The sequence below is a fragment of the Paenibacillus harenae DSM 16969 genome (assembly GCF_000422465.1).
GTDB lineage: Bacteria > Bacillota > Bacilli > Paenibacillales > Paenibacillaceae > Pristimantibacillus > Pristimantibacillus harenae.
In genome coordinates this window covers 1-22,639 of record NZ_AULV01000025.1, presented here as the reverse complement: position 1 = coordinate 22,639, position 22,639 = coordinate 1, and the positions used below count along the sequence as shown (strand labels likewise).

The 22,639-nt window shown below is 56.4% G+C and carries 14 protein-coding genes; 13 read left to right on the top strand and 1 reads right to left on the bottom strand.

Annotation, left to right across the window (positions count from 1 at the left end; all coding sequences use genetic code 11):
- The first annotated feature begins 36 nt into the window (after positions 1-36).
- From H581_RS0109295 to H581_RS0109265, 7 genes are all read left to right on the top strand, one after another.
- Entirely contained in the window at positions 37-969 is a 933-nt protein-coding gene (locus tag H581_RS0109295; protein WP_036718289.1) for an ABC transporter permease, read from the top strand.
- Positions 970-992: 23 nt separating this feature from the next.
- Positions 993-1,910 carry a carbohydrate ABC transporter permease gene (locus H581_RS0109290; RefSeq protein WP_036718283.1) on the top strand — a complete coding sequence of 306 codons (918 nt, stop codon included), beginning with the start codon at positions 993-995 and terminating at the stop codon, positions 1,908-1,910.
- A 26-nt stretch (positions 1,911-1,936) separates the two neighbouring features.
- Positions 1,937-4,240, top strand: a complete 2,304-nt coding sequence (locus H581_RS0109285) for a glycoside hydrolase family 3 N-terminal domain-containing protein (RefSeq protein ID WP_028609774.1) — start codon at positions 1,937-1,939, stop codon at positions 4,238-4,240.
- A 2-nt stretch (positions 4,241-4,242) separates the two neighbouring features.
- On the top strand, positions 4,243-7,374 hold the full coding sequence (locus H581_RS0109280) for an alpha-mannosidase (protein ID WP_028609773.1): 3,132 nt from the start codon (positions 4,243-4,245) through the stop codon (positions 7,372-7,374).
- 14 nt (positions 7,375-7,388) lie between these two features.
- Complete coding sequence (locus H581_RS0109275; RefSeq protein WP_028609772.1) at positions 7,389-8,708, top strand: glycoside hydrolase family 125 protein; 1,320 nt, start codon at positions 7,389-7,391, stop codon at positions 8,706-8,708.
- Between the two features lie 62 nt (positions 8,709-8,770).
- Positions 8,771-11,848, top strand: coding sequence for a beta-galactosidase (locus H581_RS33500; protein ID WP_084134516.1), 3,078 nt, complete (start codon positions 8,771-8,773; stop codon positions 11,846-11,848).
- Between the two features lie 18 nt (positions 11,849-11,866).
- Positions 11,867-14,626 (top strand): alpha-mannosidase, encoded by a 2,760-nt coding sequence (locus H581_RS0109265; RefSeq protein ID WP_036718278.1) that lies wholly within the window; start codon positions 11,867-11,869, stop codon positions 14,624-14,626.
- Between the two features lie 172 nt (positions 14,627-14,798).
- Here the strand turns inward: H581_RS0109265 and H581_RS0109260 are convergent, their stop codons facing one another.
- Positions 14,799-15,416 carry a GntR family transcriptional regulator gene (locus tag H581_RS0109260; protein ID WP_028609770.1) on the bottom strand — a complete coding sequence of 206 codons (618 nt, stop codon included), beginning with the start codon at positions 15,414-15,416 and terminating at the stop codon, positions 14,799-14,801.
- Between the two features lie 191 nt (positions 15,417-15,607).
- On the opposite strand from H581_RS0109260, the gene garR reads away from it, so the two are divergent.
- From garR to H581_RS0109225, 6 genes are all read left to right on the top strand, one after another.
- Positions 15,608-16,498, top strand: coding sequence for a 2-hydroxy-3-oxopropionate reductase (garR, locus tag H581_RS0109255; RefSeq protein WP_028609769.1), 891 nt, complete (start codon positions 15,608-15,610; stop codon positions 16,496-16,498).
- A 39-nt stretch (positions 16,499-16,537) separates the two neighbouring features.
- A complete protein-coding gene (locus H581_RS0109250) occupies positions 16,538-17,881 on the top strand; it encodes a GntP family permease (RefSeq protein WP_028609768.1) in 1,344 nt (447 codons plus the stop codon).
- Between the two features lie 37 nt (positions 17,882-17,918).
- Positions 17,919-19,367 carry a four-carbon acid sugar kinase family protein gene (locus H581_RS0109245; RefSeq protein WP_028609767.1) on the top strand — a complete coding sequence of 483 codons (1,449 nt, stop codon included), beginning with the start codon at positions 17,919-17,921 and terminating at the stop codon, positions 19,365-19,367.
- A gap of 57 nt (positions 19,368-19,424) precedes the next feature.
- Positions 19,425-20,273, top strand: a complete 849-nt coding sequence (locus H581_RS0109240; protein WP_028609766.1) for a class II fructose-bisphosphate aldolase — start codon at positions 19,425-19,427, stop codon at positions 20,271-20,273.
- A gap of 166 nt (positions 20,274-20,439) precedes the next feature.
- The gene (locus tag H581_RS0109230) at positions 20,440-21,246 is read left to right on the top strand and encodes a LysM peptidoglycan-binding domain-containing protein (protein ID WP_036718275.1); all 807 of its coding nucleotides are present in this window, start codon (positions 20,440-20,442) and stop codon (positions 21,244-21,246) included.
- A 229-nt stretch (positions 21,247-21,475) separates the two neighbouring features.
- Positions 21,476-22,348 (top strand): AraC family transcriptional regulator, encoded by an 873-nt coding sequence (locus tag H581_RS0109225; protein ID WP_028609764.1) that lies wholly within the window; start codon positions 21,476-21,478, stop codon positions 22,346-22,348.
- Positions 22,349-22,639: the final 291 nt, after the last annotated feature.

The window sequence follows — 22,639 nt, the reverse complement described above, 5'->3', positions numbered from 1 at the left end:
TTTTTAGCATCAAGATTGGGAGGGATAATCGTGAAAATGCTCGGCGGTTTTTTCAAAGACGTCGTTAAAAATAAAGTGCTGCTGTTCATGGTTTTGCCGGGTGCGCTTTGGTTTCTGTTTTTTTCCTATATTCCGATGTTAGGTACGGTCATTGCCTTTAAGGAATACCGCTTCAGCAGAGACGGCTTCTGGGCCAGCATCGTCAACAGCAAGTGGGTCGGGCTTGATAACTTTCAATTTTTGTTCAGCACGAATGACGCTTATGTGATTACGCGCAACACGCTGCTCTATAACGTTGCTTTTATCGTTATCGGACTCGTGCTGTCCGTCGTCATGGCCGTCGTACTGTCCGAGCTGGTGAATAAGAAGCTGGCGAAGATTTACCAAACCGGCATGTTCCTCCCCTACTTCTTGTCCTGGGTTATTGTCGGCTACTTCGCCTTCAGCTTTCTAAGCTCGCAGCGGGGCATGCTGAACCAGGTGTTCAGCTACTTCGGCTGGGAATCCGTGCAGTGGTATTCCGATCCGAAATTCTGGCCGTACATTATCATTTTCGTTTATTTATGGAAGGCGGTCGGCTATAACAGCGTCGTCTATCTGGCTTCCATTATGGGGATCGACAAATCGCTTTATGAAGCGGCGATGATCGACGGGGCCAATAAGTGGCAGCAGATCCGCAGTATTACGATTCCGATGCTCAGTCCGATAATTACGATTATGACGCTGCTCGCGGTGGGTAAAATCTTCTATGCCGACTTCGGTCTCTTCTACCAGGTGCCGAGAGATTCGGGAACGCTGTATTCGGTCACGAACGTTATCGATACGTATGTATACCGGGGCCTGAAGACGACCGGCGAGATCGGCATGAGTACGGCGGCCGGCTTGTATCAATCGCTTGTAGGCTTCGCGCTCGTCATTACTTCCAATGCCATCGTACGCAAATTTAACCGGGACGGGGCATTGTTCTAAACACCGGAAAGGAGTGGGCAATCGTGTTATTAGTCAAAAAGAAGCAGCGCGACTTTCATCAGCTATCCGCCCCGTGGAATATTATCTTCAACCTGTTTGCCGGCATTTTCGCATTTTTATGCGTTTTTCCGTTTCTGTTCGTCGTCATTATCTCCTTGACGGATGAGGGAACGCTGGCCAGCGAAGGCTATAGGCTGATTCCGTCCAAATGGAGCCTGGAAGCATATAAATACGTGTTCCAAACCGGAGATACGCTGCTGCGTTCCTACGGCGTAACGATTTTCGTCACGATCGTAGGTACGGTCATCAGCCTGCTGTTCATCGCTTTTTATGCTTACGCCATCTCGAGAAAGAGCTTTAAATACCGGAATTTCTTCTCCTTCTTCGCTTTCTTCACGATGCTGTTCAACGGCGGACTCGTTCCGACCTACATCGTCGTAACGCAGCTTCTCCATCTGAAGGATTCGATCTGGTCGCTCATCTTGCCGCTGGCGGTGAACGCCTTCTATATCATGATTCTGCGTACCTTCTACAGTACAAGCGTGCCGGATGCCATTATCGAGTCGGGCAAAATCGACGGCGCGGGCGAGTTCGGGACGTTTATCCGCCTCGTGCTGCCTTTGTCGCTGCCGGGCCTTGCCACGATCGCCCTGTTCAGCACGCTGGGCTACTGGAATGACTGGTTCAACGCGCTTCTCTATATCGAAAGTCCAAATTTGGTGCCGCTGCAGTCGATGCTAATGCGGATCGAGACCAATCTGCAATTTATATTGCAAAACTCGCAGAACAGCTCGCTTGGCTTGGAAGCTTTGAGAAATATGCCGCAGGATACGTCGCGGATGGCGATGGTCGTGCTTGCGACAGGGCCTATTATTTTCGCGTACCCGTTCTTCCAGCGTTATTTCATTCAAGGGCTGACGGTCGGAGCGGTTAAAGAATAAGCCTCAGCGGAGGAGAGTGTGTTGGAATGAGCTACAAGGACAGTTCGAAGCCGGTGAAGGAAAGAGTGGAGCATCTGCTCGGCTTAATGACATTGGAAGAGAAGGTGGGCCAGCTGATACAGCCGTTCGGCTGGCAGGCTTATGAGCATATAGATGGACATATCAAGCTCTCGGATTCGTTCAAGAGGCAAGTGGCGGGAGGCGGCGTCGGCTCGCTGTACGGCGTGCTTCGCGCCGATCCGTGGACGGGCGTAACGCTGGAGTCGGGCTTGTCGCCCCGCGAGGGCGCGGAGGCGGTTAACGCGATTCAGCGCTATGCGATGGAGCATTCGAGGCTGGGCATCCCGATTCTGATCGGCGAAGAATGCTCGCACGGCCATATGGCGATCGGGGCGACCGTCTTTCCGGTGCCGCTGTCGCTCGGAAGCGCTTGGAACGTGGAGCTGTACCGCGAGATGTGCCGGGCGGTGGCGAAGGAGACGCGCAGCCAGGGCGGAGCCGTCACGTATTCCCCTGTGCTGGACGTCGTCCGTGATCCGCGCTGGGGGCGGACGGAGGAATGCTTCGGCGAGGATCCGTATCTGATCGGCGAGTATGCAGTCGCTTCCGTGCAAGGACTCCAAGGGGAGTCGCTTGACAGCGGAGACAGCGTTGCTGCGACGTTGAAGCATTTTGTCGGATACGGCAGCTCGGAAGGCGGACGAAACGCGGGTCCCGTTCATATGGGGCTGCGCGAGCTGCTTGAGGTGGATCTGCTGCCGTTCAAGAAGGCGGTGGAGGCGGGCGCGCAGTCGATTATGCCCGCCTACAACGAAATTGACGGCGTGCCGTGTACGACCAATAAAGAGCTGCTGAAGGACCTGCTTCGTACGGAGTGGGGTTTTGACGGCATGATTATTACCGACTGCGGGGCGATCGACATGCTCGCATCGGGGCATGACGTCGCGGAGGACGGAATGGCCGCCGCCGTGCAGGCGATCTCCTCGGGTATCGATATGGAGATGTCGGGCGAAATGTTCGGCAAGCATCTGCTCCGGGCGGTCCGTGAGGGTAAGCTCGATACGGCTGTCGTAGATGAAGCGGTTTTGCGCGTGCTTACGCTCAAATTCAGGCTGGGCCTGTTCGAGAGGCCATACGCCGATCCGGAACGCGCAGAGCAAGTGATCGGATGCAGCGAGCACGTTTCGCTAGCCCGTCAAATTGCCGGCGAAGGCATCGTGCTGCTTAAAAACGATCAAGCGGCGCTGCCGTTATCGAAAGCTTCGGCCGGCAAAATCGCGGTGATCGGACCGAATGCGGACAATGGCTACAATCAGCTTGGCGACTATACGTCGCCGCAGCCTAAATCGAAGGTTGCGACGTTGTTAGACGGCATCCGGCGGAAATATGCGGATAATCCGGAGAACGTCCTTTATGCGCCGGGCTGCCGGATCAGGGGAGACGCAAGGGAAGGCTTCGAAGCGGCGCTGGCCTGCGCGGCGCATGCCGATACGATCGTCATGGCCGTTGGAGGCTCCAGTGCCCGGGACTTCGGGGAAGGAACCGTCGATTTGAAGACGGGCGCCTCCAAAGTGACGGAGAACGCTTGGAACGATATGGATTGCGGCGAGGGCATCGACCGCATGACGCTTGGCTTGTCAGGCGTGCAGCTGGAATTGGTCCAGGAGGTATACAAACTGGGTAAGCCTGTCATTGTTGTCTATATTAACGGCCGGCCGATCGCGGAGCCGTGGATTGACGAGCATGCGCATGCTATTCTTGAAGCGTGGTACCCGGGACAGGAAGGCGGGCACGCGATTGCCGACATCCTGTTCGGCGATGAGAATCCTTCGGGCCGGTTAACGGTTTCGATACCCAAGCATGCCGGACAGCTGCCCGTCTATTACAACGGAAAGCGGTCGCGGGGCAAGCGATATCTGGAGGAGGACGCCAGACCGCGTTATCCGTTCGGCTACGGCCTGAGCTACACGGAATTCGAATACTCGGGGCTTACGGTGACGCCTGCCGTGATCGCGCCGGAGGGGGAAGCGACCGTGACGGTTGAGGTCCGGAATACGGGGGCGCGGACCGGCGCCGAAGTCGTTCAGCTCTATGTGTCGGACGTGGCGAGCGCGGTAACCAGGCCCTTGAAAGAGCTGAAGGGCTTTAACAAAATCGAGCTTGCGCCGGGAGAAAGCCGGACGGTGCGGTTCAAGGTCGGACCTGAGCAGCTGCGGTATATCGGCCGGGATCTGAAGCCGGTCGTGGAACCGGGCTTGTTCCGGATTATGGCGGGCAGGCATTCGGATGACACGCTGAGCTCAGATCTGCTTGTGAGCGAGGAGGCATAGCGATGGAGAGAATCAGAAGGTTTATCCGGGAGCTGGCGGAGCGCCAGTGGCTGGAGCGGCGGGAGCTTGGCGAATGGGCCATTACCCGTTCCACATATATTCTTCCGGGTCAATATGAGCAGCACGGCGTATATGCCGAAGGGCAAAATTTCGGGCGTTTTCCGAGTAAGCAGGGAACGACCTATTTTTTCAGAAAACAGGTGGAGCTTCCGGCTACTTGGACAACAGGCCGCTTCGGCCTGTTGTTTGAATCCGGGGGAGAAGGTCTTCTCCGCATCAATGGCGCGTCCTATCAAGGGCTGGACCGGAACCATACGTTCGTCACGCTGGACACGGCCAGGACAGGCAGTCGGATGGAGCTGGAAATCGAGCTGTACGATCCGATTCCGGAGCCGGTCGATCCGCTGAATCAGCAGGCCGTCATTCAGCCGCCGATTACGTCGATTCGTTGTCTGCTGCTGCGGGTGAACGCGCCCGTGCAAAGCCTGATGTACACCGTGACGGTCATCCGGGACAGCGCCGTTCTGCTGCCGGAGCAGGATTTCCGCCGCACCCGGCTGCTGGAGGCGCTGTATGCCGCGATGGATCGATTCGTTCAGTTGAATGAGGCGGAAGTCGTTGAAGGCAAGGCGATTCAGGAGATTGAGGAACGGCTGGCGGATAAGGTTACCGAAATCGGCGGCAACGCCGATGGAATGATTCATATGGTCGGCCAGTCCCATATCGATATCGCTTGGCTGTGGCCGGCACGCGAGACGGTGCGGAAGACGAGCCGGACGTTCTCGACGGTGGACGCGCTCATGGGCGAGTATCCGAATTACCGGTTCGCGCAGAGCCAGCCGCTTCTGTTCGACTACTTGAAGTCGAACGACCCCGAGCTGTATGAGCGGGTCAAAGAACGGATCAAGGAAGGGCGCTTGGAGCTGGTCGGCGGCATGTGGGTAGAGCCGGATCTGAACATTCCGAGCGGGGAATCGCTTATGCGGCAAATGCTGTACGGGCAGCGGTTCTACCAGGAGGAGTTCGGCATGACCTCGCAGATCGAGTGGCTGCCGGACACATTCGGCTATTGCGCCTCGCTGCCTCAAATTCTGAAGCACGGCGGCATTCGTTATTTCATGACGACCAAGCTGGGCTGGAACGATACGAACGTCTTCCCTTATGACTTATTCCATTGGGTCGGCATTGACGGCACGCCGATGCTGTCGTACCTCAATCACGGCGTCAATGAGAATACGCTCCCGAAGGACGTGCACGAGCACTGGCAGTCTTACCGCGAGAAGGCGAAGCATCCCGAACAGATGCTGCTTTACGGGCATGGCGACGGGGGCGGCGGCGTCACCCGCGAGATGCTGGAGTATATCGACCGCTCGCCTCTTATGGTAGGCCAGCCGGTGAGCGAATACAGCACGGCAGCGGCTTTTTTTGAAGGAATTGAGCAAAGTCGGCCGAATCTTCCAAAGTGGAGAGGGGATTTGTATTTAGAGCTGCACCGCGGCACATATACGACGCATGCGCGAAATAAGCTGCACAACCGGCGGGCGGAAATTTTGTACCGCGAAGCGGAGCTGTGGCAATCGCTTGCAGCCGGCCATATGGATGCGACTGCGAGGCAGTCTGCGGACAAGGCGCTTCATGAGGGATGGAAGCTGATTCTGCTCAACCAATTCCATGACATTATCCCGGGATCGGCGATTACGGAAGCCTACGAGACGTCCGGGAAGGAATATGCGGAAGTATTCGATAAGGGCGACCGCAGTCTCCGGCTCGGAACGGATGCCTTGCTCGGCCGAATCAGGGCGGAAGGCGAAGGCCGGCCTTTTGTTGTATTCAACAGTCTGGGCTGGAGCCGGGACGTCGTTCTGCAGCTGGATGCGGATCGTGTCAGCCGGCAAGTTGAGGCTTATGATGCCGATGGAACGCGCCTGGCGCTTGATCTGGAGCAGCAGGTAACGGCGGAAGGCGTGAGGAAGGCCGTTGTCAGAGTGCCTAAGGTGCCGGCATTCGGCTATAAGACCATTTGGCTGAGAGAAGCTGCATCTGATGCAGGGGGGAACGAAGCTTTGAACGGATTCTCCGGACCGCTTGCGGACCGATGGGAAACGGAGTTTTACACGGTCCGCTTTAATGAGCGGGGCGAGATGATCGGCTTGTTCGACAAAAAGGCCGGCCGAGAGGTTCTGCAGCAGGGCGGAAGAGGCAATCAGCTGCAATTTTTCCATGACCGTCCTACGCTATGGGACGCCTGGGACCTTGACGACCGCTATGAGCGGCAGCCTGCGGGTGAAGCGGAGCTGCTGGAGAAAGGCGTCGCGCAGGCGGGCGCCGTCCGCGATGTGCTGCGGTTCCGCTGGAGGCTTGGCCAATCGGAGATCAGCCAGGACGTCATTTTCTATCATCATGATCCGCGAATCGACTTTGAGACGTCAGTCCGCTGGAATGAATCACATAAATTGCTGAAGGTCGCTTTCCCGGTCGACGTGGTAACGGAAAAGGCGACCTACGAAATTCCGTTCGGCGCTCTCGAGCGTCCGACTCACCGCAATACGAGCTGGGAGCAGGCGCAGTATGAGGTATGCGGCCACCGCTTCGCGGACGTGTCGGAGCGGGGGTACGGCGTCAGCCTGCTGAACGACAGCAAGTACGGCTACGACATTCAAGGCAGCACGATCCGTTTGTCGCTGCTTCGGGCGCCGAAGTGGCCTGACAGGACGGCCGATCTGGGCGAGCACCGGTTCACTTACTCGCTGTATCCTCATACCGGCGGTTGGGCGGAGGCCCACACGTTAAGGAAGGCGGCCGAGTTGAACCACAGGCCGGTCCTCAGAGCGGCACAAGCGCAGCCGGGCGAGCTTCCCGCCGTTCATTCGTTTATGGCTTTCACGGGCAAGCATGTCATTCTGGACACGGTCAAGCCTGCGGAGGACGGCAGCGGGACGATTATTCGCCTCTACGAGTCGTCGGGCGGCCGCGAGAAGGCAGCGCTTGACTGGCCTCATCCCGTCGCGGGCGTTTTTCTCTCGAATGCGCTGGAGGAGAAGCTTGACCGGTTGGAGGCGGCAGCGGGACGAATCGAGCTGCAGTTTGCCCCTTTCGAGATTAAAACGATCAAACTCATTCATTTAACGACATAAAGGAGCGAGACGCTTTGGAACAATTCAGACTTCCCAAAATACCGATGCCTAAGCTGGACCTGCCTCAAGCCGTCCTGGACGTGCTGGCGGAGGCGGAGCAGAAGCTGGCTCACCGGCCGAAGCTGCTGCAGCTGTTCAAAAACTGCTTCCCGAATACATTGGAAACGACGACAAAGCTGATGGACGACGGTACGACCTTCGTCATTACGGGCGATATCCCGGCGCTCTGGCTGCGGGATTCCGTTGAGCAGGTCATCCATTACGTCCCGCTGGCGAAGGACGACGCCGATCTGCAGCGCATCATCGGCGGCTTGATTAAACGGCATATTCAATATGTGTTAATCGATCCTTATGCGAATGCCTTCAACGAAACGGCGAACGACTGGCATTGGAATACGACCGATGAGACGGACATGTCCCCGTGGGTATGGGAGCGCAAATTCGAGATCGATTCGTTATGCTTTGTTGTGCGGCTGGCTTACCAGTATTGGAAGGAAACCGGGCTGACCGATATTTTCGACGCCGGATTCAAGCAGGCGATGCGCGCGATCATGGAGCTGTTCAAGACGGAGCAGCGCCACTTCGAGCAATCGCCTTACCGGTTCACGCGCAATAACGGCATCCCTACGGATTCGCTGCGCAACCAGGGCCTCGGCATGCCGGTCAATTACACGGGCATGGTCTGGTCCGGCTTCCGCTCCAGCGACGATGCCTGCGACTTCCACTACAACATTCCGGGCAACATGTTCGCCGTCGTCAGCCTGCGCCAAATGCAGGAATTCGCGGAATGGGTGTTCCGCGACATGGCGATGCTCGATGAGCTGAAGCGGCTCGAAGCGGACATCGATCACGGCATTCAATTATACGGCATTTACCGTCATCCGGAATTCGGTCCGATCTATGCCTATGAGACAGACGGCTACGGCAATTATTGCCTGATGGACGACGCCGGCACGCCGGGTCTGGTCTCCATTCCTTATTTGGGTTATGTAACGGCAGACGACGAGGTCTATCAGAACACGAGACGATTTGCATTGAGCAAAGAGAATCCGTTCTATTATGAAGGGAAAGCGGCGAAGGGCATCGGAAGTCCGCATACGCCGCCGGGCTATATTTGGCATATGGCGTTGTCCATGCAGGGACTTACGGCTGCTACGAACGAGGAGAAGCTGGCAATGATCGCGATGCTGGAAGCGACGGACGCGGATACGGGCTTCATGCACGAGGGCTTCCATTCGGATGATCCGGGCGTGTTCACGAGAAGCTGGTTCGCTTGGTCGAACAGCCTGTTCTCGCAGCTCGTCTACCGGGCTATGAAGGAGGGGTTGCTGTGAACGGGGTAATTGTATTTGCCGACCAGCAGTTTCCGGGCGGCGAAACGCTGAATGCCGCGGCGATGTCGGCGCTCGTTGAGAGCGGCGCGGTTGTAGTTGGAGCAGCTGAGCTGACCGCTTCGTTTCAGCGAGCGGAGGGCGGCTGCTTGATTACTATGCACGCTCCTTATTTTCCAAAGTCGGCTTGGCCGGCCATTCTTGCTTATTTGCAAAGCGGCGGCGGCTTGATCAGCATCGGCGGAGCCCCCTTCAAGCACCCTGTACGTCTGGAAGACGGACAATGGGTAGCGGAGGCGGAGCAGACGGCCTACCATCAGCAGCTGCACATTCATGAGGCGCTGCGGGTGAGCGGCGGGCGCGTAGAGCTGTACCGTGCTTCGCAGGAAATTCCGCTGCTTCTCGGCAGCGAAGCTTTGCTGCCGGTGTCGGATACATGGAATTTAGTGCCGCATGTGACGAAGAGCAGCGACCTGCCGCATCAGATGGGTTCATCCGGTCCGATGGACACCCGCGTCTATCCGCTCGTCAAGGGAATAAGCGCCGAGGGGCGCGAATTATCGGCTCCCGTTGTTTTATGGGAGCATGTCGGAGGCCAGTTCCGGGGGGGACGGTGGCTGTTTGCCGGCCAAGCGTTAGCGCCGGATTTCTGGGCTCGCGGCGGCGCTGAGCAGCTCGCGAAGTGGGCGGGTTTTGCCGGCAAGGGAGTAACCGAACTGTGGATCAAGCCGGGTTATGCTTCGTATGAGAGCGGCGAGCGAGCGCAGCTGACACTGCAGACGCAGCGGCTCAGCCGCAGTCGCGCCATCGGTGCTTCTTCCGCAGGCGAATGGGCATTTACGATATCCGTACAGCGCGAGGGAGAATCTGCGCCAGTGTGGACAGAGGAATTCAAGGAGCAGGTAACGGGGGAGCTTAACATCATCCGTATGCCGCTTCCGGTGGAGCTTAGCGCAGGCCTGTACCGCGTCGTATGCCGGGCGGAAGGGCCGGACGGCGAGATCCGGGTGCTGAAGCAGGGCTTCTGGGGCGTTGATTCCGGGCTGCTGAAGCAGGGAACGCCGATCAGAGCGGGCCGCGATTATTTCGTGAAGGACGGGCGAACCCTCCCTGTCGTCGGGATGACCTATATGACCTCCGATGTGGCGCGCAAGTTTCTTTTCCTGCCGAATGCGGACGTATGGGACCGCGATATGGCTCAAATGAAACGGGCGGGCATTAACTGGATCCGCACCGGCATCTGGACGGCTTACCGCAACATCATGCAGGTAGACGGACATGCCTCCGAAGAGGTGCTGCGGTCGATCGATGCCTTCATCTTGACGGCGAAGCGCCATGAGCTGCAGGTGACATTCACGTTCTTCTCCTTCACGCCGGAGCCGTGGGAAGGACTTAACCCTTATCTCGATCCGCGCAGCGTAGAAGCGCAGAAGCGGTTCATCCGTTCGATCGTGTTCCGGCACAGACAGACGACGAACATCGATTGGGATCTCATTAACGAGCCGTCCATGTTCGATCCGGCGCAAATCTTCTCGGAAGGTCCGCGGTCCTGCCGCGATCCGTTCGAGCAGGCTGCCTTCTCGGCATGGCTGGAGCAGCGCCACGGCTCGATCGAACGTCTGCAGGAGCGCTGGAACATGTCGCCGGTGCAGCTGCCGGACTTTGCATCCGCCAAGCCGCCGGAGGCGGGGGAAATCAACTTCGACGTACAGGACATTCATTCGGGGAAAAAAGGGACGCGCTGGCTGGATTACGTGCTGTTCTCGATGGAGATGCACAATGTATGGGCGAAGCAGCTTTGCGGTACGATCAAGGAGCTGTGCCCGGATGATCTCGTAACCGTCGGGCAGGACGAAGCGCTCGGCGCGCAGCGGCCGTCGCCGTTCTTCTATGCCGAAGCCGTTGATTATACGACGGTCCATTCCTGGTGGTTCAATGATTATTTGCTGTGGGACGGGATTTTTGCGAAAACAGCCAATAAGCCGAATCTCATCCAGGAGACGGGCATCATGTACATCGAGACACCGGACGGCAGGGCGAAGCGTTCGGAATCGGAGCTGCGCAGCCTGCTGGAGCGAAAGTATGCCTATGCTTACGCAACCGGCGGGGCGGGAGCCATTCAGTGGATCTGGAACACGAATTTCTACATGGACAATGCCAATGAATCGCAGATCGGCGCGCTGCGCGCGGACGGCACCGAGAAGCCGGAGGCCGACGTATCGTACGGATTCGGACGCTTTATGGGCGAGATCGGCGGCATGCTGGGCGATCGGGAGCTCGAGGAGATAGCGGTCGTCTTCCCGTACTCCAACGATTTCTCGAACCGCAAGCTGGCCTTCGATGCGACAACGAAGCTGACGCGCGCGCTGGCTTATGAGATGAAATTGCCGTTCCGCGGAGTCTCCGAGTACCATCTCGCGGATCTGGAATCGCAGCCGGCTAAGCTGATCATTCTGCCGAGCGCCCATAATGTCGATGACGGAGCGATGCGGCAGCTGCTGGAGATTGTGAAGCGTACGGGCGCGACCTTGCTTGTCACGGGTGCGATGAGCCTCGATGCTTACTGGCATGAAACGGATCGGCTTCAGCCGCTGATTGGAGAGACGGAGCTTCGCAACGTGCAGCGCGAGGAAATGCTTCTGCTGGCGGATGAAGCGCTGCCGGTCTCTTACGGGCACCGGCGTATTGCCGAGGTTGTGAAGGAAGTGCGAACGGGAGCATCGGATTCGATCGATGGCGGAGGCACATCCGTCGTGGAAATTCCGCTTGGCGCGGGCCGGATGATTTGGTGCCCGCTGCCGGTTGAACTGAACGAACGGATGGATCCGCTGGTGAAGCTGTACAGCCATGCGGCTGCTGCGGCTCATGTCGGCAGCGGCCTGGAATGGCTCTCAGGCGGCGGGCTTGCCGGCGTCTACGGCCGGAAGCTGAGCTATAAGGACGGTTTCTTATATATTTTCGTATCCGAATTTTCTTGGGATGCGGACATTACCGTGAAGGATCAGGAAACGGGCATATCGTATTCCTTCCGTATGGAGAGGGAACGTTCCGTGCTGTTCGCCGCGGACCGCGTAGGGCGGCTGACGTCCGTCTACCGGCCGAATGAGGTCGCCATTAACGTTCGCGAGAACGAGGAAGCTTAAGAGGGGGTTGGCATTAGCATGGCGAAAGCGAAACAACGAACGGCGCATGTCATTTCGCACACCCACTGGGACCGCGAATGGTACTTGCCCTACGAGAAGCATCACGTCCGCCTGGTGAAGCTGGTCGACGCATTGCTGGATAAGCTGGATCGCGACCCGGATTTCAAAAGCTTCTATATGGACGGGCAGACGATCATCCTGGAGGATTACCTGCAGGTGCGTCCCGAGCAGCGGGAGCGCCTCGAGAGGCATATCCGGGACGGGCGGATCCTCATCGGACCTTGGTATATTTTGCAGGACGCGTTCCTGACAAGCGGTGAAGCCAACGTCCGCAATATGCAGATCGGGCACCAGGATGCGGCAAAATACGGCAGTCCGGCGAAGATCGGCTATTTTCCCGATACGTTCGGCTTGGTGGGGCAAACTCCGCAGCTGATGCTGCAGTCGGGCATTACAAACGCGTTCTTCGGACGCGGCGTGAAGCCGACCGGCTTCAACAATACGGTATCGGACGGCGGCTATGAATCCTCCTTCTCCGAACTGGTATGGGAAGGGCCGGACGGCTCGAAGGTGCTCGGCATTTTGTTCGCGAACTGGTATTCGAACGGCAACGAAATCCCCGTCGATGAGGAAGAGGCCAAAGCGTACTGGGAGCACAAGCTGGCCGACGCGGAGAAATACGCCTCCACCGGGCAACTGCTGTACATGAACGGCTGCGATCATCAGCCGATTCAGCTCGATTTGCCGGATGCGCTGGCGACGGCCCGGAAGCTGTACCCGGATACCGAATTCGTGCATTCCAATTTCATCGATTATTTGGCATCGCTTGATCAAGCGATGAATCATGAGCTTGAGCTGTCTGCGGTAAAAGGCGAGCTGAGAAGCCAGCGGACGGACGGCTGGGGAACGCTGGTCAACACGGCGTCGGCCCGCGTCTACCTGAAGCAAATGAACCAGCAGGGACAGGTTATGCTGGAGAAGGTGGCGGAGCCGTTAGCGGCTTTCGCCCATATGCTGGGGCAGGATTATCCGCATCACTTATTCACCTACGCGTGGAAAACATTAATGCAGAACCACCCGCATGACAGCATCTGCGGCTGCAGCGTCGACGAGGTGCACCGCGAGATGGTCACCCGGTTCGATAAGAGCCGGCATGTCGCCGAGAGCATAATCGAGGACAGCAAGACGGCCGTGGCCGAAGCGGTCGACACGTCGGTGTTCGCCGGTTTCGGAGCCGATCCGCTTCCGCTTATTGCGGTCAATACAACCGGCTGGGAGCGGACCGGCGTGCTGACCGTGGAGCTGGATGCGCGCAGGCTTTACTTCCGCGACGGTTATAAATTGGAGGAAGCTGCTCGGCTTATCAATGAAGCGGAACTGTCGGGCCGCGTTCTGGTAGATGCGGATGGCAGCGTCATCCCCTATACGATGGAGGATCTCGGCCTGCAGTTCGGGTATGACCTGCCGGATGACAAGTTCCGCCAGCCTTATATGTGCCGCAAGGTGAAGCTTACGTTCGAAGCCGCGAACGTGCCGGCTCTTGGCTTGAAGGCTTATGCGTGGGTGAGGAACGAGGAGAAGGCTGCCGCTATTGCGTCCGCGGCTTCGTTACTCGCAGGCGAGCGCGCCATGGAGAACGAGCGGCTGAAGGTCGAGATCGCGGAGGACGGCTCGTTCGCGCTGACGGACAAGGCGAGCGGCCGTGTTTATCGCGATCTCGGTATTTACGAGAATACAGGCGACATCGGCAACGAATATATGTACAAGCAGCCGGACGGCGAAGCGGCGCTGACGACCAAAGGCGCGAAGGCTTCCGTTCGCGTGCTTGAAGATACGCCTTACCGCGCTTCGTTCGAAATCATCCATGAGTGGGCGGTGCCGGCATCGGCAAGCGGCAAGCTGGACGAGGAGCAGCGCGGGCTGATCTACTTCCCTGAGCGCAAAGCTCAGCGTGTGAGTGAGACCGTACCGATGAGAATCCGGACGGTTGTTGCGCTGGCTCGCGGCGGCAAGGGCGTCGAGCTCACGGCTTCGTTCGACAACCAGGCGAAGGATCACCGTCTCCGGGCGCTGTTCCCAACCGACCTGGCCTCTGCCTTGCACCGCGTCGATTCGATGTTCGAAATCGCGGAGCGGGCGAACGAGCCTGCGCCGGAATGGACGAACCCGAGCAACACGCAGCATCAGCAGGCTTTCGTTGACGTATGCGGGGAGGGCGCCGGGCTTACGGTTGCCAACTTTGGCTTGAATGAATATGAAGTGCTGCGCGACGGCCGGAATACGATTGCCGTGACGCTGCTGCGGGCGGTCGGCGAGCTGGGCGATTGGGGCTACTTCCCGACGCCGGAAGCGCAGTGCCTGGGCGAGAGCGCCGTCCGGCTGGAAATCATCCCGCATCAGGGCTGCGGAATTAGCGGCGGCGCGTATGCGGAAGCCTATCAGTTCCAGGTGCCTTGGCTGTCGGCCCAGACCGGCGTGCATGGCGGAAAGATACCGGCACTCTACTCGCCGGTAACATGGGAAGGCCGCGAGTTGGCATTCTCATCCTTGAAGCTGAACCGTGAGAGCAACGATCTGATGCTCCGATGGTACAACATGAGCGACAAGGCGGCGGCGCTCAAGCTGAACACGGCGTTCGTGTCGGAGAGCGTCTATGGCAGCGACATCCTGGAGTCTTGCGGCGAGGGCAAAACGTTAAGCGCTGATGGAGCGCTGTCGATGCCGGTGAAGCCGTACGAGATCGTTACGCTGGGTATCTGCCCTGCTGCCAAAGCGTAATGCGGTTCTGAGGGACACTAGGCGGCGAATGCCGTTGTAGGCTGTTTTGATGATTGTTCAGGAATAAAAGTGAAACGGAAAATCTTAAATAAGTCAGACGGCTCTTCCAATCGTCCAGAAACGGGAGAGCCGTCTTTTTTTGTTTGTGTACATGTCTAAAACGTAATCAAGCTCACCGCCTGCCCAAATGCAAATAGAAATCGAGATCCGCCTGCAGATGCTCCTGCATCAGCCGTTCGGCCGTCCCGGCGTCGCGGGTGCGGATCGCATCCAGGATGCTCTGGTGCTCGTCGATCAGAAACGGGCGCTTGTAGTAGACGACCGCTTTGCGGAACAGATAGATGATCGACTGCATGCGGTCGATGATGTTCACGATTTCGGGGTTCCTGCTCGCTTGTACGATAAGATCGTGAAATTCCTTGTTCGCATTCATCGTTTCGTTATCTTCGCCTTTGCGGGCGATATCGATGCACTGCTGCAGCTTGTTCAAGGTCGCCTCGTCCATATAGGAGGCGGCACAGCGAGACGCGAAGCCTTCCAGCAATATGCGTACCTGAAAAATATGCCGAAGCTCGTCGTCGGTCGGATTGACCACCCGCTTCTGCTTGATCAGCCCTTCCTGCTCCAGCCTCCGGATCGACTCCCTCACAGGGGTCCGGCTGACTCCCATCTCTTCGGCCAAACGCTCCTCTACCAGCTTGATCCCGCCGGGCAGCTCGCCGTTTAATATTCGATCTCTGATCTGTTCGTAACAGTGGTTATACGCCGCTTGGGACGATTGCTTGGTCATTGGTTGTTCCTTCTTTCGTATGCTCGCCAGAGCCCGGTTTCTATCTTTAAATTATAAGGCGAAAGGGCGGTCAGTTCCAAGCTTTATTCATAAAATGTATTCATTATTATTATTTTTGTATACAAAATTATAATTTGTGTGTACAATGTGTGAAGTGATTACTTTTCTATTACGAACCAGGAGGAACCGAAATGAATATTGGCTTTATTGGTCTGGGCATCATGGGTAAACCGATGGCAAAAAACTTGCTCAAAAATGGTAACGCTGTCATGGTGAATGATATTAATGCGGCAGCGGTCGCAGAGCTGGTGCAGGCAGGTGCGGCAAGCGGAGCTTCTCCTCAAGCTGTTGCTATTGAAAGCGATGTCATTATTACGATGCTGCCTAACAATGCGATTGTCCGAAATGTCATCCTCGGCGAGGACGGAATTGCGCAAGGGGCCAGAGCCGGAAGCGTTGTCGTGGACATGAGCTCTACCTCTCCCGTCGTGGCGAAAGAAATCGCAGCCTGCTTGCGCGAGCTGGGCATTGCGATGCTGGACGCTCCGGTGAGCGGAGGCGAGCCGAAAGCGATCGACGGCACGTTATCGATTATGGCGGGCGGTGACGAGGATGTGTTCGAGCGCGTCAAGCCGGTACTCGCGAGCATGGGCAAGGATATCGTCCGGGTAGGAGACAACGGAAGCGGAGCGACAGCCAAGCTTGCGAATCAGATCATTGTCAACGTTAACATCGCCGCGATGTCCGAAGCGCTTGTGCTGGCGGCGAAGGCGGGCATCGATATCGAAAAAATGTACCGGGCGATCCGCGGCGGACTGGCGGGCAGCGCCGTTCTTGACGCAAAGGTGCCGATGATTATGGAGCGCAACTTCAAAGCCGGCGGTCGCATTGACATTAACTTAAAGGATTTGTCGAACGTGATGGAGACGGCGGAGGCGTTGGAGGTTCATCTTCCGCTGACCAAGCATGTGCGTCATATTTTTGAAACGTTGAAGGAAGCAGGCAAGCAAGCCAACGATCATTGCGGCATCGTCGAATATTACGAGCAGCTTGCAGGCACGGAAGTGCACGGAAGTCGTTAATTCAGGCACTGCCTATCTATTCTAGAGGAGGAAAAATGCATGTTGACAGGTCCTATGCTTATCCTGGTTTTCCTTATTGCATTAGCTTTTCTGTTCTTGCTTATTATCAAGTGGAAGGTAGAGCCGTTTCTGGCTCTCACATGCATTGCCTTCGGCACGGCGATCGCCATCGGCATGCCTCTGAAAGAGGTGCCGGGCATTGTCACCGCCGGGTTCGGCAATACGCTGGCCGGCGTCGGCATATTGATCGGTCTTGGCGTTATTTTCGGTCAATTCCTCGGGGCATCGGGCGCTGTTGAAAAAATCGCCGGGTCCCTGCTGAAGCTGTTTGGTGTCAAGAAGTCGCCTGCCGGCTTGGCATTGACAGGCACCGTCGTTTCAATCCCTGTATTCTTCGATGCGGCCTTCGTTATCTTAAGCGGCTTGCTCAAGAGCCTTGCGACGCGCACAGGCATTTCCGTTATGACGTTTGCAACCGCTCTCGGCATCGGCCTGATTACGTCGCATAACATGATTGCGCCGACGCCGGGACCGCTTGTTGTAGCGGAGAACACGGGCTCCGATCTGGGTCTGTTTATTTTGTACGGCATCATTTGCGCCGTTCCCGCTACGCTTGTAGGCGGTTACTTGTACGGCACGTTTATCGGCAAACGCATTCAAGCGGATGTGGATATGGAGGAACAGCCTGAACAGAAGCAGGATTCTTCACGTAAAGAGATCAGCACGGCGTTATCGTTCGGCATGCTGCTGCTGCCGATTGTGCTGATTCTGGCCAACACCGTTTCCAAATTGCTGTTTCCCGGCACGATTATCGAGTCGTTCTTTGGCTTCGTAGGCGATAAAAACATTGCGCTGCTCATCAGCGTGCTGGCGGCGGTTATTTTCCTGAAGCCGTACATTGCGGACAAATCCGACTCGCTGTACACCGAAGCGATCAGCGCTGCCGGCATGATCATTCTAATCACCGGTGCCGGCGGAGCGTTCGGGGCCGTCATTAACAAAAGCGGCATCGGCGACTACCTGATCGCCACGATGCAAAGCTGGAGCATTCCGGTTCTGCTGCTTGCGTTTATTTTCTCGCAGATTTTACGAGCTTCGCTTGGTTCATCGACGGTGGCGCTTGTCACCACCTCGAGCATTATGGGACCGCTCATCGTCGACTTGGGCGTATCGCCGATCCTGCTTGGCCTTGCCATCTGTGCGGGCGGTATCGGCCTGTCGCTTCCGAACGATTCCGGCTTCTGGGTCGTGAACCGGTTTGGCAAGCTGACGATTACGCAGACGCTGAGGGTATGGACGCTTGGCGGCTTTATCGCCGGCCTGTCGGCGCTCGTAACGGTATTTGCGCTCAGCTTGTTCAGCGGTATTTTACCGGGATTGTAGGAGCTGCAATATAAATAGACAAAGGGTGTGGAAACCTATGATAGTTGAAAAAAGATCGGCGAGTGATCTGCTGGATCGGCTGCCTGTCTCAGATAATGTTCGGGCAAGTGAAAGGCTGGCGGAGGAGCTGAAAAGCTTCGGTCGGAAAATAATAGTGCTGGACGATGATCCGACCGGCGTGCAGACCGTACACGGCGTATCCGTCTATACGGATTGGACGCTGGAAACGATGCTGCGGGGCTTTCAAGAAGATCAGCCGATGTTTTTTATACTGACTAATTCAAGAGGGCTTGTGGCTGGCGAAACGGAAGAGGTGCACTGCGAAATTGCCCGCCATGCCGAACAAGCATCGAAAGCGCTTGATAAGCCCTACATGATAGTCAGCCGGGGCGACTCGACGTTGAGAGGCCATTATCCGCTGGAGACGGAGACGCTCAGGAGCGCGATTGAAGCGGAGTCTGGCCAGGCGTTCGACGGAGAGGTTATACTTCCTTATTTCAAAGAGGGCGGACGGCTGACGATCGATAATGTGCATTATGTACAGTACGGGGACGAGCTGGTGCCTGCGGGAGAAACGGAGTTTGCCCGCGACCGCACATTCGGTTATACCGAGTCCGACCTCGGCAAGTGGGTGGAGGAAAAATCCGGCGGCGCTTATAGGGCGGCGGACTGTACCTATATCTCACTTGACAGTCTCCGCGCGTTCAATGTCGATGGCATTGTCGGCCAGCTGCTGCGGGTTGAAGGCTTCAACAAGGTTGTCGTAAATGCTGTAGACGACGCGGATGTGAGGGTTTTTGCGATTGCGCTGGTTCAGGCGATGAAGCAGGGGAAAAGCTTCCTGTTCCGCACCGCGGCTTCGTTCACGAAGATCATTGGCGGCATCAGCGACAGGCCTCTGCTGTCGGGAGAAGAACTGATTGCCGGGGAAAGCGGCGATGGCACAGACCCTGGCGGGCTGATCCTAGTCGGCTCCCATGTGAAGAAAACGACCGAGCAGTTGGAACGCTTGAAGGTTTGCGACTGGATTATATTTATTGAATTTAATGTGCACCTGGTTGCCGATTCGGACGCATTCGCGGCCGAGACGGACCGTGTCATCGCACAGACGGACGCCGCGATTGATTCGGGCCGCACCGTCGCCGTTTACACGCGCCGGGAGCGGCTCGATCTGGGCGATGGCAAGCAGGAGGAGGAGCTGAAGCAGTCGGTTAAGATTTCCGATGCGGTCACCAGCATCGTGCAGCGGCTGCAGACCAGGCCGCGTTATATTGTGGCGAAGGGAGGCATTACGTCCAGCGATATCGGGACGAACGGGCTGCGCGTGAAGCGTGCCGTCGTTGCGGGACAGATCAAGCCGGGCATACCGGTATGGTTGACTGGGGAGGAAAGCAAGTTTCCGGGGCTTCCTTATATTATTTTCCCCGGCAATGTAGGCACGCAGGATACGCTGAAGGAAACGGTCGAGCTGTTGGAGCGGAAATAAGGCAGGAGCGATGCAGGACCTGCTTGCTCCGCATTAAGAGTAGGGAGAAGCGGAAGCATGCTGGTTAATACAAAAGAAATGCTGCTGGCGGCTCAGCGGGAGAAGTCGGCCGTTGCCGCGTTTAACGTATTTAATCTGGAAACGGTGCAGGCTGCGGTGCGCGCGGCGGAGCTGGAGAAGCGGCCGGTTATTATTGCGCTGGGCGAGCGCTACTTTTCCACAGTGGATGCGGAAGGCTTCTCCGCTATGGTTCGCGCCATTGCGGCCAAGTCTGAGGTACCGTGCGCGCTTCACCTTGATCATGCTTACGAGAAGCAATCCATCGTCCGGGCGATTAGCTGCGGATTCACATCCGTCATGTTTGACGGATCGAAATATGAGCTGGAACAAAATATGGCGTTGACCCTTGAAATCGTTGAGCTTGCACACAGGTCAGGCGTATCCGTCGAGGCCGAGATCGGTTCCGTATCGCGGGGCGCGTTCTCCGACGAGGAGGAAGGCGACGGACGTCTGACCGATCCGGCTGAGGCGAAGCGGTTTGTGGAGGAGACGGGCGTCGATTTCCTCGCCGCGGCGATCGGAACGGTGCACGGCATGTATGCCGGGGAGCCGAAGATCGATCTGGAGCTGCTGGCCCGGATCCGCTCGGCGGTCGGGGTTCCGCTTGTGCTTCACGGCGGCTCGGGCACGCCTGACGAGATTATCTCTAAGGCTGTGCGCACGGGCATCTGCAAAGTGAACGTCAACACGGAGGTGTCTCTGGCTGCCGTGGCGGAGCTGGTGAAGTTTGCATCGTCTCCGAACGCGCGGCAGGCGCATTTGTCGACGGTCATGGCCGGCCTGCAGGACACGATGACGCCGGTTATGCGGAAGTTTGTTAGGCTGCTGGGTTCAGCGGCAGAGTAAAAGACAATAGGAGGACGCTTGATCCATGTTGCATGGCGGCTGGATCGCGGCGTCTTTCTTTTTTGCAACGTTTTACGCAATAGCATCATCGGAAATGACAAATAGGCACATCCCCCGGTTCATTGTATATGTTAATACAAAGCGAATGTAGAGGAGTGGAGTGTCTGTGGCGTTTTTGGAAGGCGTTCATTATATTTATACCGTGAAGCCGGGAGATACCTTATATGCAATAGCGGCCCGTTACGGCAGTACGGTGCGGCTGCTCGAGCAGACGAATGCGCTGTTCGATCCCGTGACCGATCCTGGTCTCATTTACCCGGGGCAGGTGCTCGTTGTTTCGGAAACGGGGCTTGGGCAAAGGTCCGCGGTGTCTTACATTATCCATACGGGCGACAGCCTGTATACGATCGGAATACGGTTCTCGGCAACGCCGGACTTGCTCGTTGGAATGAATCCGCTGCTTACCGATGCAGATGTCATTTATGCCGGAATGCCACTGGACGTGCCGGCTTATATATATGAGGTGGAGAATGGGGATTCGCTGTACCTCATCGCCAAGAAGTTAGGGCTGCCGATGAATGAGCTCATTCAGGCTAATCGGAATAGACCGGGCTTCTCGCCAGACGTGCTGTATATCGGATACCGGCTTATCGTCCCCATGCCGTCTTCCAATAACATCGTCGTGTTCCGGCCGCAGCCGGGAGCGAAGGTGACGCCGGGTCAAGCGCTGGAAGGGATCGCGCGAGCTTTTGAAGCGTCGATACTGTACCGGCTCATAGATGATAACGGAATGACGGTCACACGCGAGAAGGTGTTAACCACATCGGCCGGCGCGCCTGCGTACGGTTCCTTCTCCACGGCCATCCTGTTCGACAGGGAACCGACCACTTCAGGCGGCGAGCTATGGGTCTATGCCAGAAGCGCCATGGACGGTCGGATTATTGATCTGGTTCAAGTGAGGGTAAGCTACTAAACAAGCTGCCGCCTCCAATGCGGGTAAGCCATAACGAGCCTCCGGAAAACTAGCCGGAGGTTTTTTGATATGATTTTTCGGAAAAAATGGGCTGCCGGATCGTTTAGTTTAACATCCCGTATAATCGGCTTAGAAGGCATAGTAAAAAACACCCCTGCAAAACGGTGCACGAAATGTCGGACAATGCCGCGTTTATCCTGCTATTCTATTGGTGAAAGGAGAGTCATATATGGGTTTGCTTGAAGATCTGAACGGGGCGTTGGCTTACATCGAGGATAATCTGACACAGGAAATTGACTTGAAAGAGGCGGCAAAACGCGCTTACTGCTCGGAATATCATTTTAAAAGAATGTTTTCGTTCCTTGCAGGCGTGACGCTGTCGGAATACATTCGCCGCAGACGCCTTACGCTAGCCGCCTTTGAGCTTCACAACAGCGATATGAAAATTATCGACGTTGCGGTTAAATACGGATACGGCTCGCCGGATTCCTTCACAAGAGCCTTCCAAAGCCTGCATGGCGTGACGCCGACAGAAGCCCGAAGCAACGGATCCGGCCTTAAGGCTTTTCCCCGGATGACCTTTCAATTAACGATCAAAGGAGGAATTGAAATGAATTACAGGATCGAAGAGAAGGATGCGTTCCGCATCGTAGGCATCATGAAGAGAGTCCCGATCCAATTCAACGGGGTGAACCCGGAAATCGCCAAGATGTGGGAAAGCTTGAACGAAGAAAAAATCCTTTCGTTAAAAAGTTTATCGAATATTGAGCCGCGGGGCTTGATCAGCGCATCCGCCAACTTTTCGGAAGAGCGAATGGAGGAGAAAGGAGGACTTGACCATTATATTGGCGCTGTCACGACGAAGGAGTGCCCGGACGGCCTGGCGTCGCTGGAGGTAGCCGCATCGTCATGGGCGGTATTTACAGCCGTTGGCCCGTTTCCGGAAACGCTGCAAAATGTATGGGGGCGCATTTATTCCGAATGGTTCCCTTCCTCAAACTATGAATTGGCCGAAGGGCCGGAAATGCTGTGGAACGAGCACAAGGACGTCACTTCCCCGACCTATAAAAGCGAAATTTGGATCCCGGTTGCGAAAAAATAAAGAAAACGGCAGTATAGACCTGAACTGTGACCCGTGAAATAGACACTTTGAAAAAAGTGTCTATTTCACGGGTTTTTGTGTTTTAATTAACATACTAAATAGAACGGGGTATAACTTTCATCATGTCTAAACGCAAATGTTTTACACCAATGCAGATTAAAATACTTGAATCAAATCCTAATGTCGTGCACGTTTCAGAGAAAGCAATTACATATAGCCCTGAGTTTAAACGGTACGCAGTAAAGGCATACATGAGCGGCATCACACCTATGCAGATCTTCACTGATGGTG